This is a genomic window from Pseudomonas sp. KU26590 (genome assembly GCF_026153515.1).
Classification (GTDB): Bacteria; Pseudomonadota; Gammaproteobacteria; order Pseudomonadales; family Pseudomonadaceae; genus Aquipseudomonas.
In genome coordinates this window covers 2,482,907-2,496,873 of sequence record NZ_CP110644.1, presented here as the reverse complement: position 1 = coordinate 2,496,873, position 13,967 = coordinate 2,482,907, and the positions used below count along the sequence as shown (strand labels likewise).

The 13,967-nt window shown below is 62.1% G+C and carries 14 protein-coding genes; 4 read left to right on the top strand and 10 right to left on the bottom strand.

The window, feature by feature from the left end; all coding sequences use genetic code 11:
- Positions 1–46 precede the first annotated feature (46 nt).
- On the top strand, positions 47–955 hold the full coding sequence (locus OKW98_RS11115; RefSeq protein WP_265389195.1) for a LysR family transcriptional regulator: 909 nt from the start codon (positions 47–49) through the stop codon (positions 953–955).
- Here the strand turns inward: OKW98_RS11115 and OKW98_RS11110 are convergent, their stop codons facing one another.
- From OKW98_RS11110 to deoC, 4 genes are all read right to left on the bottom strand, one after another.
- Complete coding sequence (locus OKW98_RS11110; RefSeq protein ID WP_265389194.1) at positions 956–1,336, bottom strand: cupin domain-containing protein; 381 nt, start codon at positions 1,334–1,336, stop codon at positions 956–958. It abuts the gene before it with no gap.
- A 291-nt stretch (positions 1,337–1,627) separates the two neighbouring features.
- Positions 1,628–2,464, bottom strand: a complete 837-nt coding sequence (locus OKW98_RS11105; protein ID WP_265389193.1) for an AraC family transcriptional regulator — start codon at positions 2,462–2,464, stop codon at positions 1,628–1,630.
- Positions 2,465–2,532: 68 nt separating this feature from the next.
- Positions 2,533–3,486 (bottom strand): alpha/beta hydrolase, encoded by a 954-nt coding sequence (locus tag OKW98_RS11100; protein WP_265389192.1) that lies wholly within the window; start codon positions 3,484–3,486, stop codon positions 2,533–2,535.
- Between the two features lie 168 nt (positions 3,487–3,654).
- The gene (deoC, locus tag OKW98_RS11095) at positions 3,655–4,335 is read right to left on the bottom strand and encodes a deoxyribose-phosphate aldolase (RefSeq protein WP_265389191.1); all 681 of its coding nucleotides are present in this window, start codon (positions 4,333–4,335) and stop codon (positions 3,655–3,657) included.
- A 130-nt stretch (positions 4,336–4,465) separates the two neighbouring features.
- Between deoC and deoR the strand changes: the two genes are divergently transcribed.
- Positions 4,466–5,236: a DNA-binding transcriptional repressor DeoR gene (deoR, locus tag OKW98_RS11090; protein ID WP_265389190.1), complete on the top strand. Its 771-nt coding sequence runs from the start codon at positions 4,466–4,468 to the stop codon at positions 5,234–5,236.
- A 192-nt stretch (positions 5,237–5,428) separates the two neighbouring features.
- Here the strand turns inward: deoR and OKW98_RS11085 are convergent, their stop codons facing one another.
- From OKW98_RS11085 to OKW98_RS11065, 5 genes are all read right to left on the bottom strand, one after another.
- A complete protein-coding gene (locus tag OKW98_RS11085; RefSeq protein ID WP_265389189.1) occupies positions 5,429–6,514 on the bottom strand; it encodes an aldose 1-epimerase family protein in 1,086 nt (361 codons plus the stop codon).
- On the bottom strand, positions 6,511–7,842 hold the full coding sequence (gene fucP, locus OKW98_RS11080) for an L-fucose:H+ symporter permease (protein ID WP_265389188.1): 1,332 nt from the start codon (positions 7,840–7,842) through the stop codon (positions 6,511–6,513). Before fucP ends, OKW98_RS11085 begins: the two co-directional genes overlap by 4 nt.
- A gap of 68 nt (positions 7,843–7,910) precedes the next feature.
- Complete coding sequence (gene rbsK, locus OKW98_RS11075; protein WP_265389187.1) at positions 7,911–8,831, bottom strand: ribokinase; 921 nt, start codon at positions 8,829–8,831, stop codon at positions 7,911–7,913.
- A 447-nt stretch (positions 8,832–9,278) separates the two neighbouring features.
- Positions 9,279–10,229, bottom strand: a complete 951-nt coding sequence (locus OKW98_RS11070) for a DUF979 domain-containing protein (RefSeq protein ID WP_265389186.1) — start codon at positions 10,227–10,229, stop codon at positions 9,279–9,281.
- Entirely contained in the window at positions 10,226–10,954 is a 729-nt protein-coding gene (locus OKW98_RS11065; RefSeq protein ID WP_265389185.1) for a DUF969 domain-containing protein, read from the bottom strand. Before OKW98_RS11065 ends, OKW98_RS11070 begins: the two co-directional genes overlap by 4 nt.
- Before the next feature lie 328 nt (positions 10,955–11,282).
- On the opposite strand from OKW98_RS11065, the gene OKW98_RS11060 reads away from it, so the two are divergent.
- A complete protein-coding gene (locus OKW98_RS11060) occupies positions 11,283–12,209 on the top strand; it encodes a LysR family transcriptional regulator (RefSeq protein WP_265389184.1) in 927 nt (308 codons plus the stop codon).
- Positions 12,210–12,384: 175 nt separating this feature from the next.
- On the opposite strand, the gene OKW98_RS11055 is transcribed toward OKW98_RS11060, so the two are convergent.
- Complete coding sequence (locus OKW98_RS11055) at positions 12,385–13,272, bottom strand: LysR family transcriptional regulator (RefSeq protein ID WP_265389183.1); 888 nt, start codon at positions 13,270–13,272, stop codon at positions 12,385–12,387.
- A 118-nt stretch (positions 13,273–13,390) separates the two neighbouring features.
- Between OKW98_RS11055 and OKW98_RS11050 the strand changes: the two genes are divergently transcribed.
- The gene (locus OKW98_RS11050) at positions 13,391–13,879 is read left to right on the top strand and encodes a multidrug/biocide efflux PACE transporter (protein ID WP_265389182.1); all 489 of its coding nucleotides are present in this window, start codon (positions 13,391–13,393) and stop codon (positions 13,877–13,879) included.
- Positions 13,880–13,967: the final 88 nt, after the last annotated feature.

The following is a 13,967-nucleotide window of genomic DNA, read 5'->3' as shown; positions in this document are numbered from 1 at the left end:
GGCGTTCGGGTATTGTGAACGCCCATTGCATCGCCTGGAGTCTCCCATGCATTTCGACCTGGCTGACTTGCGCCTCTTCATTCACATCGGCGAATCACCGAGCCTGACCCAAGGCGCGCGCCGGGCCTTTCTCTCACCCGCGGCGGCGAGCGCGCGTATCAAGGCGCTGGAAGGTCAACTGGGCACGCGCCTGTTGTACCGCGACAGCCGTGGCGTTGAGCTGACCCCAGCCGGTCAGCGCCTGCTCAAACACGCGCGGCTGATCATGAGCCAGGTGGACTACCTGAAAAGCGAGTTCACCAGCTACGGGACTGATTCGGCCGGGCACATTCGCATCTTCGCCAACACCACCGCCGTCACCGAGTTTCTGCCCGAAGTGCTGGCAGGGTTTCTGGCGCAACGGCCCGGCGTCACGGTGGATCTGCAAGAGCGTCTGTCCCGGGACATCGTGCGCGGCGTGCTCGACGGCAGCACCGACATGGGCATCATCGCCGGTCCGGTGGAAGCAGCGGGTTTGCAGGTCATCCACTTCAGTACCGACCGCCTGGTGCTGGCGGTGCCGGTGGGCCATGAGCTGGCGGCCGAGAAAAAGGTCACGTTCAAGCAAACCCTGGCGTTTCAGCACATTGGCCTGCATGAGGGCAGCACACTGCTGAGTTTTCTGCGCGATCACGTCGAGCGGCTGGGGCAAAGCCTGTCGCTGCGGATTCAGGTGTCGAGCTTCGAGGCCATTTGCCGGATGGTCGAAGCCGGGGTGGGCATCGGGGTCATCCCGGAATCGGCGGCGTTGCGGCATAGCCGGACGATGGAGCTGGTGACCATCGAGCTCGACGAGCCCTGGGCGGTCCGCGAGCGGAGCATTCTGGTCCGCGAACTGGACGCCCTGCCGGGGGTGGTCAGGGCATTGATTTCGGTGTTGCTGCCGGAGCCTGAAGCCGCAAAGTCTGAGGCGTGATCAGATCCAGACGTCGTTCTGCGCCGTGCGGTCGTTGGTGTCGTCGCCGGTGTTGATGACGCCGCTGGGCTCGATCAGCATCAGCTTCACTTCCTTCTCGGCGTAGGGTTTGTGCTCGACCCCCTTGGGCACGACATACAGCTCACCCGCGTTGAGCTCGACGAAACCGTCACGAAATTCGATGCGCAAACAGCCTTCGATGACGATGAAGGTTTCGTCGGTGTGAGCGTGGCTGTGCCAGAGAAACTCCCCTTCCAGCCGCGCCAGCTTGAACTGGTAGTCGTTCATCTGCGCGATAACCTTTGGCTGCCACTGCTCGGTGAACAGGCTGTATTTCTGGGCGAAATTGATGGGGCTGTGTTGGGTGTTGGACGTGGACACGAGGGCGGCTCCGATGGGGTTGATGTAGAGCCAATGTAAGCGTCAGGGCCGGCGGGGTCTTGTACGTTATTGCACGGTGCATCCGGTTTTGCGGTGTTGCAGCTGACGCTTTCCCGGCTAAAGCCAGTCCTACAAAAGCGCGCGGTGTTTCACGGGGTATGCGGTGTCTTCGTAGGACCGGCTTTAGCCGGGAAGAGGCCCTTGTGTACGCCATCAGTTTTGCGGCGTGACGCTTGACGCTTTCCCGGCTAAAGCCGGTCCCACCAGGTAATCGCGGTGTGCAGTGAGTGCTTAGCGAACCGCCAACATCCTCAACCACCGCCCTGGCGGATAGCCAAAGGTCTTCACAAAATGCCGCGTCATGTGGCTCTGGTCGGAGAACCCCGCCATCACCGACGCATCGCTCAGCGACACGCCCAACGATATCGAGTGCCGGACCAGGTCAAGCCGGCGCAGGGTCAGGTAGCGGTAAGGCGTGGTGCCGAACAGCACGCGGAAATCCCGGGACAGGCGCCAGCGGTCTGTGTCGCTGGCCTGTTCCAGATCGGTCAGGCTGACGCCCTGTTCCAGACTGGCCATGAGCATTTCCCGCGCACGTTGCGCGCCGGCGTAATTGACGGTGTGGCGGCCCTTGCGCACGCCGGCGGCCGCTTGCAGGGCAATGGCGAGGTCGTAGATGGCGTCGTCCAGTTCGAGAGGATCCAGCGCGGTGTTCAGGTCGGCCAAAAGCGTTTGGGTCGCGTTGAATAACCGCGGATCATTCGACGCCCCGCCTTTGATGAACGGCAGCGGCTTGCCGCCGAGCACCTGCTGAATCATCGCCGGCTCCAGATAGAACATCCGGTAGCGAAAGCCGTCCTCAGTCCCGGCGTGGCCGTCATGGGCTTCGTCGGGATGCAGCACCATGGTCTGCCCCGGCAGGTTATTGACCCGCTCCTTGCCGTACTGAAAGCTCTGCACCCCCGACATGGTGTGGCCGATGGCGTAGGTGTCGTGGCGGTGCATCTCGAAACCGTGCCCGTGAAAATACGCCTCGATCCGCTCGATCTGCGGCAGCGGCGCGGCACGCAGCACCCAGTCCCGCGTGGAATGGGTCAGGTGGGCGTCTTCGTCTGCGTGTGTGTCCATCGGCAGCGCTCGCGGCGATTGACGGCAGGTGCTTTGGGAAGACACCTTCCGCCGTCGTGAAAAAGGGGCTAACCGGGCTGCTTGAGCAACACCGCCGATGCGTTGGATGCATGCACCGCCGGCGGCTTCTCGCTGAGCAGATTCTGGATCGCCTGGCTGTAGGCCTCGCGCCCGAGAATCATGCTGTTGTTGTGGTTGCCGCCCGGCACCATCAGCAGGTTCTTCGGCTCCTGCGCGGCCTCGAACAGCGCTTCGCTGAACTGCGGCGCGACGAACTGATCCTCCGTGCCATGCACGATCAGCACCGGCATGTGCACGTCGGCGATCTTGTCGATGGAGTCGAATTTCTGCGAGATCAGCCACCGCACCGGCAACGAGGTGCGTTTGCTGGCGACAGAGGACGCGACATCGGCGAGGTTGGTGAAGGTCGATTCGATGATCAAGCCCCGCGCCTGAATCGGCCCGTCGCCTTTTTGCGCATCCTGGCCCAGTTCGGCGGCGAGGTCGACAGCCACGGCGCCACCCAGCGAATGCCCGTAGATCAGACGCTTTTGCGGGTCGGGTTGAATCTGCTTCAAGCGTTCCCAGGCAATGCGCGCGTCTTCATAGACCGACGCTTCCGACGGCAACTGGCCCTTGCTCTGGCCGAAGCCGCGGTAGTCGATGGCGAGGATGGAAAAGCCCAAGGCGCGCAGTTGTTCAATGCGAAACAACTGGCCGGTGAGGTTCCAGCGCGAGCCGTGAAGGTACAGGATCGCCGGGGCGTCCTTCTTCTCCGAAGGCCACCACCAGGCATGGATGTTCTGCCCGAGGCCGAACGACGGCCCCTTGAGTTCAAGCTCTTGCACATCGGACGGCAGGCCGTGGTACCAGCTTGCCGTGCCGGGCTCGATCATGAAGACCAGTTCACGCTCCTTGTGCTGCAACGCTGCGCAACCGACCGGCAGACCAACGACGATCAGCACCATGCACAGCCAGAAGAACCAGCGGGCCTTGAGCCGCGCCAGGGAGAATGTTCGCATTGAGAAAGGTGTCCGGTGCAGAAGTGAGTGCACCGGCAGTTTGCCACTCATTGGCGGGGTGGGTCCTGTTCTTTTCGGCGAAAGACCTTCTGTCGCGAGCCTCTGTCGAGAGGCCCAGACCAACCGGGAACGGTGCCACGCCGGTGGCGGCACCGAACCGCGGCAGAATCAGTAACCCGAGCCCGACGCCGCCGCGCCACTGACGATCGCGATCCCGGAACTGGTGCCCAGTCGCGTCGCGCCCGCTTCGATCATCGCCACCGCCGTCGCATAATCACGCACGCCGCCGGACGCTTTCACGCCAACGGTCTGGCCGACGACCTTGCGCATCAGGGCGACGTCTTCCAGGGTCGCGCCGCTGCGGCTGAAGCCGGTAGAGGTCTTGACGAAAGCCACGTTGAGGTCACGGCAGATCTCGGCGGCGCGGGTTTTCTGCGCGTCATCCAGCAGGCAGGTTTCGAAGATCACCTTCAGCGGCACCGCGCCACAAGCGTCTTTAACGGCAGCGATGTCGTCGCGCACTTCGTCGAACAGGCCGTCCTTCAGCCCGCCGATGTTCAGGACCATGTCGATCTCGCCCGCGCCGGCTGCGATGGCCTGCTTCGCTTCGAAGGCCTTGGTGTCGCTCAGCCCGGCACCCAATGGAAAGCCGACCACGGCACAGACTTTAACGGCCTGGCCTTTCAGCAAAGACGCGGCATAGGGCACCTGGCCAGAGTTCACGCACACCGAATAGAATCCGTGCTCCTGGGCTTCGCGGCACAGGGTTGCGATCTGCTCGCGGCTGGCGTCGGCGGCCAGCAAGGTGTGGTCGATATACTGGGCGAGTGCTGCGGGTTCGATCTTCATGGCAAATCGTTTCCTGATAGTGAGGCGGTCACAAGCGACACGCTTTAAGCTTCATGCCTGAGTGCATCATTTTATGTTGTAAATATAACAATGAATGTTATTTTTTTACCATATCCATTCGACAATCGGAATGCCCGTGGACAGTAAAAAATCCGACCGTATCAAGTTGATCCAGCAAGCCCTTCACGATCAGAAGGCCATTCACCTGAAGGAAATGGCCGCCCTGCTGGACGTTTCGGAGATGACCCTGCGTCGCGATCTGACCCGGCACCCCGACAAATTCCACTTGTTGGGCGGGCACATCACCCTGGCGTCTGATCCATCCCAGGCAAGTGACTACAAGGTCACCGAGCAAGGCACACGCCACGTCGAGGAAAAGCGCCGGGTCGGCAAGCTCGCCGCCGCGTTCATTCAACCCGGCGATACGGTGTTTTTCGACTGCGGCACCACGATCCCTTTCGTCATCGACTTCATCCCGGACGGGCTGGAATTCACCGCGGTGTGCAACTCCCTCAACGTGTTGCTCAAGCTGCAGCAGAAGCCCAATTGCTCCATCGTGCTGTGCGGCGGCACCTTTCATCGCAAGAATCAGGTGTTCGAGCACCACAGCGAAGCGACCATTCTGGATGGCATCCGCCTGACCTGGGCGTTCGTTTCCGCGGCCGGGGTCAGCGACGAGCTGGGCGTGACCTGCTTTAACTTCAATGAAGTAGAGGTGAAGCAAAAAGTCCTGCGCCAGGCCCGGCACTGCATGTTGCTGGCCGATCATTCCAAATTCGATGCCGTGCGCACGGCGCATTTCGCGACGCTGCAGGACTTTCATGTGGTGGTGAGCGACAAGAAGCTGCCCAAGGTTTATCGGGATTTGATTGAGGGGTATGGGGCGCGTTGGGTGGTTTGAGTAACACGCCACCTTGTTTTGGCGAGCGCCGAATCTGTAGGAGCCGCCGGGGTGGCGCTCCACCTTGCTGGCGAACGCGACCTGTCTGTCAGCGGATGCGCAACTGACCCACCGCGTTCGCCACTGTCGTAACCTCCAGCAGCTCCTACAGGGACCGCGCACCCACTCGACATTTGGTCGACAAAAAGGCCGTCAGCGTTTCAGATCGCTTTCCAGCTGCAACACCTCTTCAGCCCCCAGATACCCCGTCGTCACGCTGAACGACGCGCTCTCCCCCGCGCCCAACAAACGCACATTGCCTTTGGCCTTCTCCGCCAGATAACCCTCGGGCTCACAGGTCGCAGGCAACACAAACGCCGCCACTTGCTGATCAGCGTTGTGCAGGATCCACCTCGCCCCATGATCGAACTGCGCCGGCTGATAACGCGTGTAAAACGCCGGACCTTCCGGGTGTTTGAGCAGGAAATGCGCATTACCCTGTGCATCCGCGTGCACGCCGTCGAAGAAGCAGACGATCTCCGGGTCGTACAGCTCAGGCGTACTCAGGCTTTCCAGCCGCGATGGGTCTTCCGTCAATTGGGCCATGTACGCCGACCACGCCGGCGTCGGCTTCACGTGGGCCGGCACGCTGCTGCGAACCCGCGTGCGCGCCATGCCCAGTGGCTCGACGAAACGTGCGCCGTCGACGTAGGCATAGTTCATGTGCGCCATGTACATCAGCTCCATCGGCTTGCCGGCCAGGTTGCGCACGTCCATGCCGATGTCGAACAGCGCCGAACCCGGGCGCAAGGTCACGCTGGGCCTGGCGCGGTAGTGGTCGCCAAAGCCCATCACGTATTCATACTCGCCGCCGATGCGCAGAAACGCGCCGCCCGCGTCCTCGCCGACTTCTAGCCAGGCGCTGTCCATCGGCGCGCAGGGCATTTCGCCGTGCAGCGGGTGATCGTCTTCCGGCGTCGGGCAGCCATTGCGCAGCAGGCCGCTGTGGAACATGAAGCAGCCGTAGGTGCCGATCACCGTCGGGCTCGGGCGCGGCTGCTCGAACATGTTGCGCATGGTCAGGTCGCAGCCATCGAACACCGCCGACCAGACCATCTGCCCCTGATAAGGCAGCACCACGACCCGGCCGCGGTCATTCTCCAGCGCCAGGGCTTTCACGCCGCTGGGGTAGGTCCAGGCCAGCACGCGGAACTCCGCGGACTCCAGCAGCGTTTTTTCATCGCCGCTGAACAGCTCCGGGTACAGCGAAATCGTGGTGCGCTTTTCGCTCGCTCTCATGATGCCGTCACCGCACCCACCGATGCCTGGGCCGGCAGCGGATCACGCATGCACTTGATGGCATACGCGACGATCGCCACGAAGCACAGCAGCGGCACGGTGTAGGCGATCTGCATGTTGCCGCCGGTGGCGTCGGAGAGCAGGCCCTGGAAGATCGGCATCACGCCGCCGCCCACGATACTCATCACCAGCAGCGAACCGCCGACGCCGGTGTCTTCGCCCAGACCGTCGATGGTCAGGCCATAAATGGTCGGCCAGCACGGACCCAGGAAAATACTCACACCCACCGCTGCATACACCGCGCTGATGTTCGGCACCAGAATCGTGTAGGCCAGCAGTACGATGGCCAGCACGCCGTAGATCGCCAGCACCTTGGCCGGGGACATTTTGCGCATCAGCAAATTGGCGACCATCTTGCCGACGAAGTAAGCGGCGAATGTGGTCAGCAGGAACCACGAGGCGCTGCGTTCGTTCATCCCGCCCATCTGCATCGCCAGGCGAATGGTGAAACTCCACACGCCCACTTGCGCGCCCACGTACAGAAACTGTGCCAGCACGCCGAAGGTAAAACGCGGGTTGCGCCACAGACGCGACAGGCTCTGGCCGATGCTGCTGGATTTGACGTTGGCCGTGACCTTGCCCTTGCACGCCGGAAACTTGGTGAAGGCGATCAGCACGAACATCAGGACCAGCACCGCGATCATCCATTTGTACGGCAGCAGCGTGGACTGGATCATCTGCAACTGCTGGATCGCCGCATCTGACGCGCTCATCTGCGTCAACTGCTCGCGGGTGGCGTCGGTGTCTTTGAACATCACGAAGCTGCCGACGTACACGCCAGTCATCGCGCCGAACGGGTGGAAGGTCTGGGAAATGTTCAGGCGACGGGTGCCGGTTTCACGCGGCCCCATCAGCGTCGAGTAGGTGTTGCAGGCGGTTTCGAGGAAGGCCAGGCCGGCCGCGATGACGAACAGCGCCATCAGGAACATGCCGTATTTGGCCATCGATGCCGCCGGAAAGAACAGCGAGCAGCCCGCCATGTACAGCACCAGACCGATGAGGATGGTGGTCTTGTAGCTGAAACGTCTGACGACCATCGCCGCCGGAATCGCGACGAAGAAGTAACCGAGGTAGAACGCCGACTGCACGAAGGAGGTCTGCACATCGCTGAGCAAAAAGGCTTTCTTGAAGTGCGCGATGAGTACGTCGTTCATGCTCGCGGCCGCCGCCCACAGCGCGAAGCAGCAGCACAGCAGCAGGAAAGCGAACCACGGCGTGCGGTTCAGGTAGAACCCGTCCGAGGATTGTTGGAGCGCGGGCTTTGTCATTGTTGTTCTCCGGGAAGTACAGGAAATACCCCGCCCCGCCGATCAAGGGATCGGCAGGGCGCGGCGGCTCAAAGGGTGTCGAGAAAGTGGCTGAACGCGGCAGCGTCCGGGTAGGAACTCTGGGTGCCAAGGCCGGTAACCGAGCAGGCGGAATAGGCCACCGCATGGGTCATGGCGTTGCGCATGTCGCCGTCCTCGCTCCAGTGGCGGGCGAAGCAACCGATGAAGGCATCGCCAGCGCCAGTGGTGTCGCGGGCATCGACCTTGATGCCTTCGACGCGAAACTCGCCTTCTTCGCCGACATACAGCGCGCCCTTTTCGCCCAGGGTGACGATGACGTGACGAATGCCGTCCTGCACCAGTTGCAGGGCGGCCGCGCGGGCCGATTCGATGGAGTCGACGGTCTGACCAGTGATCAGCGCCAGTTCGGTTTCGTTGGGAATGAAAAAGTCCAGCTGCGACAGGTGCTCGCGGCTCAAACCCTTCACCGCAGGCGCCGGATTGAGCAGCACCGGAATGCCGTTGGCTTTGGCAAAATCGATGGCGTAGTAGACGGTTTCCAGCTCGATTTCCAGCTGCAGAACCATGAGCGTGCAGTCGCGCAGCGCAGCCTGGGCAGCGTCGACGTCCGCAGGTTTCAGGTGCGCATTGGCGCCTTTGACGATGAGGATGCTGTTGTGGGAATCGCTTTGCACGAAGATCGGCGCGACGCCGCTGGACACCCCAGGCACGCGCTGGACGAACTGGGTATCGATGCCATAACGCTTGAAATTGGCCAAGGTGTTGTCGGCGAACATGTCGTCGCCGACCTTGCTCAGCATCAACACATCAGCGCCCAACTTGGCCGCTGCAACGGCCTGATTGGCGCCCTTGCCGCCGCAGCCCATGGCGAAATTCGGTGCTTCAAGGGTCTCGCCCTGCGCCGGCATCCGGTCGATGTAGGTGATCAAATCCACCATGTTGCTGCCGATGACCGCGATCTTGTTCATGTGTGTGAGTACCTTGTTCACGCGCTGGGCCCGAAAAATGAGCCACTGTCGCTGTTTTATTTTTGTTATTTAAATAACATTTTGTGTGACTATTCAACCTATTTCTTCGGAGCAAGACATGCGGCTTGTTGTCTTGGTCAGAAAGCACTACCCGAAAGCGTGTGGTAAGCCCTGAGGCAGAGGGTTTGCAGCCACTGGTCGTACAGACCACGGATTCGCGCAAACGTTTGCGATGAGGGGATTTATTACGGGATGAAGGAGTGTGTGAACCGCAAGGAGCAGCGTTGGTAGTGCTCCAAAATGACGAGGTCGCCTGGTTTTTGCTGCCGCTTCGCGCCAGATCGCGGGCAAGCGCGCTCCTACGGAGGACCGCGTTCAACTGTAGGAGCGCGCTTGCCCGCGAAAGCGTCCGGGCAAGCGCTGCAACTGCATCAGGAAATGAGGTCACTACATCAGGAAATACAGCAGCAGAATATTCGCCACCAGCATCGCCAGCGCGGTGGGGATTTGCGCTTTGATCACGGCGTACTTGTCGGGCAATTCCAGCAGCGCCGCAGGAATCAGGTTGTAGTTGGCCGCCATCGGCGTCATCAGTGTGCCGCAGTAGCCCGAGAACATGCCGATCGCTGCCATGACCGCCGGGTTGGCGCCGTACATGCCCACTAGCACCGGCACGCCGATGCCGCCGGTCATCACCGGAAACGCGGCGAAGCCGTTGCCCATGACAATGGTGAACAGCGCCATGCCCAGCACATACACCATCACCGCGACGAGGCGGAAATCCAGATTGATGTAGGCCGTCGCCAGGTGCGCCACCGCCTTGCCGACACCGGCATCGTTGAACACCAGGCCGAGCATCGCCAGCATCTGCGGCAGCACCAGCGCCCAACCCAGCGCTTCGGTCAGGCGGCGCGATTCGCGCATGGCCTGCACCGGCGTGTCGCGGGTCAGCCAGCAGGCCAGTCCAAGCGCCACCAGACTGCCAATGCCCAGCGACACGAACGTACTGTTGGCCGGGTCCAGCAAAAAGACATCGCCAAACTTGATGTTCTTCAGCAGCACTGCACCGATCACCGTGACCAGAGGAATCGCCAGCGCCGGAATGAACAGCTTGTTCTTAAGGCGCCCTGCACTCTCGCGCCGCGCCCGATCGTTGAGGTTCTCATGCTGACCAAAACCCACGCCGCCGAACCCTGCGATCACCGCCATGACGATCACCCCGACGCCCACCCACACCGGTGGCAGCTTCTCGCCGACCAGAAACGCGATGGCGAACAGCCCCCAGAACAAGCCCGTGGTCCAGCGCTTGGGATTAGTCCGATCGGTCGCGGTCATGAACGCCGTGATCGCCAGAATCACGCCTGCCAGCCAGTACAGGTATTGAATGGAAATAATCATCGCACCAGCTCCTTGTCGACAGCGGAGGCCGGCGGCAGCACCGTCAGCTCACGGTTCAGGCGCTGATCGAAACGGTGCAGGCGGATGGCGTGGATGACGAACGCGCAGATCGCCGTCGGTATCCCCCAAAAGGCGATGTGCATCGGGTCGACATCAATGCCGGAGCCGAGCAGAAAGGTGTGCATCAGCGCGATCGCGCCAAACGCGACGAAGATGTCTTCGCCGAAGAACAGCCCGACATTGTCGGTCGCCGCGCACAACGCCAGCAGTTTGATACGCAGCGTCTCGGGGAGCTTGCCGAAACGCGATTCAGCGGCGCCTTCGGCCATGGGCGCGAGCAGCGGCCGCACCATCTGCGGGTGGCCGCCAAGGCTGGTCAATCCAAGGGCGGCGGTGGTTTCACGCACGAAGAGGTACGCGATCAACAGCCGTCCGGCCGTGGCGCCGGTAAAGCGGGCGATCCAGTTCTGCGCATGCAACCGCAGGCCGTGGCGCTCCAGCAGGCCGATCACCGCCAGCGGCAAGAGGATGATCAGCGGCAGCGTGCGGGTCTTGATGAAGCCCGTGCCGATGGTAGCCAGAATGGTTTCCAGCGGCATGCTGGCGGCAAGGCCGGTGGCCAGGGCGGCGAGCGCCACGACCAGCATGGGATTGAAACGCAGGACGAAGCCCAGAACGATGACCAGCACGCCAAGCAGCGGCCAGAGGTTGATAGCGGTTTGCATGATGGGGTTCTCGTTGGCAGTGGCGGTACCTTGCTGGGGCACGAAGGAGAAACAGGATTGAGAAACGAGCGGATGGCAGCACGTATGCTCAGGCCAGGCTCAGCCCAGGCTCGACGAGTTCACCGTGCCGCTGCCCCATGGCACCGCAGTCACGCCGGGGCGTCCAACGGGAAAAACCCGCTATGGGCCATAAGATTTTCTGTTGCCGGGGTGGCATGTAACCTGCTGTTCCCGTGCTCAGTTTGCACAGGTCGTGCCGGCCAGGATGTGTCGATCGCAGGTCATGCTGAATGTCAGCCGGCGCTCAATTGCTCAAGGAACCCCCTCGGTGAATCTCAAGTTTCTGGAAACCTTCGTCTGGGTCGCACGGCTGAAAAGCTTTCGTCTGACGGCGGAAAAACTGTTCAGCACCCAGGCCTCCATCTCCAGCCGCATCGCCGCGCTGGAGGACGAAATGGGCGTGCGGCTGTTCGTCCGGGATTCCCGGGGGGTGTCGCTGACGCACGAGGGAACGCGCGTGCTCGAATACGCCGAGCACATCATGGACACCATGCAAAGCATGAAAGCGGCGATCAGGGACCCGAGCCAGGTGCGCGGCCGCATCCGCATCGGCGCCATGGATACGGTGATACACACCTGGCTCAGCCCTTTGGTAACACGCCTGATGAAGTGTTACCCGAACCTGGAAATCGAGCTCACTGCCGAGACCGCCAGCAACCTCTGCTCGCAGCTGGAAAAGGGCTATCAGGACATCATTTTCCAGACCGATGTGCTGCGTTTCGACAGCGTGCGCAACGCGATACTGGCACGCTACCCCCTGCGCTGGGTGGTGCCGACGGGCTCTGCATTCGACCGCCCGGACGTGACCCTGGAAGAGATCGCCGAAGCGCGCATCGTCACGTTCTCGCGCAACTCGCGGCCGCATCAGGACATCCTGAACATGCTCCACACCGCCAACATCGTCACGCCGCGGATCAATTGCGTGAACTCGGCGTCGGCCATTACCCGGTTGGTCCGTGACGGCTTTGGCATCGGCGCGCTGCCAGTGACGCTGGTGCACGGCGAACTGGCCCAGGGCGCGTTGACGCTGATCGACAACGTGCCCCTGCCGCCGCTGATGGACATCGTCGCCAGCTGGCGCACAGGCGCGGGCATGGAGTTGGTGGAAGACATCGTCGGCCTGACCCGCGAGGTGGTGAACGCGTTCGCCCAGGAGATGCCGGCGGGGTTTGTGCTGGAAGGAAGTCAGGATTAGACCTGCAGCTGTAGGAGCGTGGCTTGTCCCGCGATCGGGGACGCAGTCGCCGTAATGACTGGCGCCGGAATAGCCTGGTAAATCTGATTGACCCATTTGCTGCCACTTCGCGGCAGATCGCGGGACAAGCCACGCTCCTACAGGACAGGGTCGCAGGTGCAACATGCAGCCTCTTTCAATACCCGCCCCGCCCCTCCAGCAGCGTATCCAGCAACCACGTCCCCGCCGGGCCCAGGCTTTTTTGCCGGGACCAGATCACGTCGACCGCTGAACTGCGCGGCCAGCCCGGCACCTTGAGCTCCTTCAACCGGCCCTGAGCGCAGGTGCTGACCAGCCAGCGCGGCAGCGCCGACCAGCCGAATCCGAAGATCGCCATGTCCATCAGCAGCAGGTAATTGGGCGCCGACCAGCTGCGTCGCGCGCCGCTGGGCAGGTCGTCGGTGGGCACGCTCTCGTCGACGATGGTGTTCAGGCGTAATGCCCGATGCTGCGCCAGATGGCGGTAATCAACGGCCTCTTCAGCGGCCAGCGGGTGGTTGTGGGAAACAAAGATGCCGAAGTCGGCGCGCTCGACGATGGTCGCGTAACCCACCTCCGGCGGGTACGAGGCCTGGGCCGACAGCAAACCCAACGATGCCCGACCGGTCTGGATCAAGTTGATCGCGTCGCCGTGTTCGGCAAACACACATTCCAGCTCCAGCTCCGGAAAACGCTGATCGAGCTCGGTCATGCGTGTCTGGAATTCAGCGAACTGGTTGGCGTCGGACAGCACCAGCGTCAGGCGCGGCTCCATGCCCTCGGCCAGACGCCCCGCCGCGCGGCGCAACGTATCGGAGGCGGCGAGCACGTCCTCGATGCGCCCTTCCAGCGCCCTGCCCGCCTCGGTCAACGCGGGGTGGCGGGTCGAGCGATCAAACAGTTCCAGGCCCAGGTCGATCTCCAGCCGCGAAATCGCCTCACTGATGGTCGACTGGCTCTTGCCCAGGCGCCGTGCGGCGGCGCTGAACGAACCCAGCGCGATGGTCTGGGCGAATGCTTCGAGTGCTTCGGGGGAATAGCTCACGGTGGACACCTCAGAGGAGCGTGTGGCGTCGCCATCGGTTTTTCCGATGGGACCGATTTTCACTCTAGCCCATCGCACCACGACAATGCACACCTGCCCCGAAAAAGTGATTATTCACATGCCCCTGCACACCCTGACGTCCAACAAGACCGCGAAGCCGGTGGTTGCGAAAAAGTCCCTCAAAGAGCGCGCCCTCCATGCGCTGCTGTTCGAGCTCATCGGCGTGCTGATGTTCGCGCCCGGGCTGGCCTGGGTACTCGGCCAGTCCATCGGCAAGATGGGCGCGATGACGGTGATGATTTCCACGGTCGCCATGCTCTGGAACATGGTCTTCAACGCCGGGTTCGACCGTCTGCGCGCCCGCCTGGGGTTCGCGCTGACGTTCAAGGCGCGGGCGCTGCATGCCATCGGCTTTGAAGCGGGACTGATTTTTTTGGTGGTGCCGATGGTGGCGTGGTGGTTGTCGGTCCCATTGCTGGAAGCCTTCCTTCTGGACATCGGTCTGGTGCTCTTGTATCTGCCGTACACGATGCTGTTCAACCTGGCGTATGACCGGATTCGCGAGCGTCTGCTCGCCCGTCCGCAACAGTGCGCCGCTGATCGATAGCGGCGCAATTGGTCTCCGGTAAACCTCCTTGATTGGCTATTCGACGGGCCGCAGCGCGGGCGTAACATTTCGCCACGTCCAGCGGCTT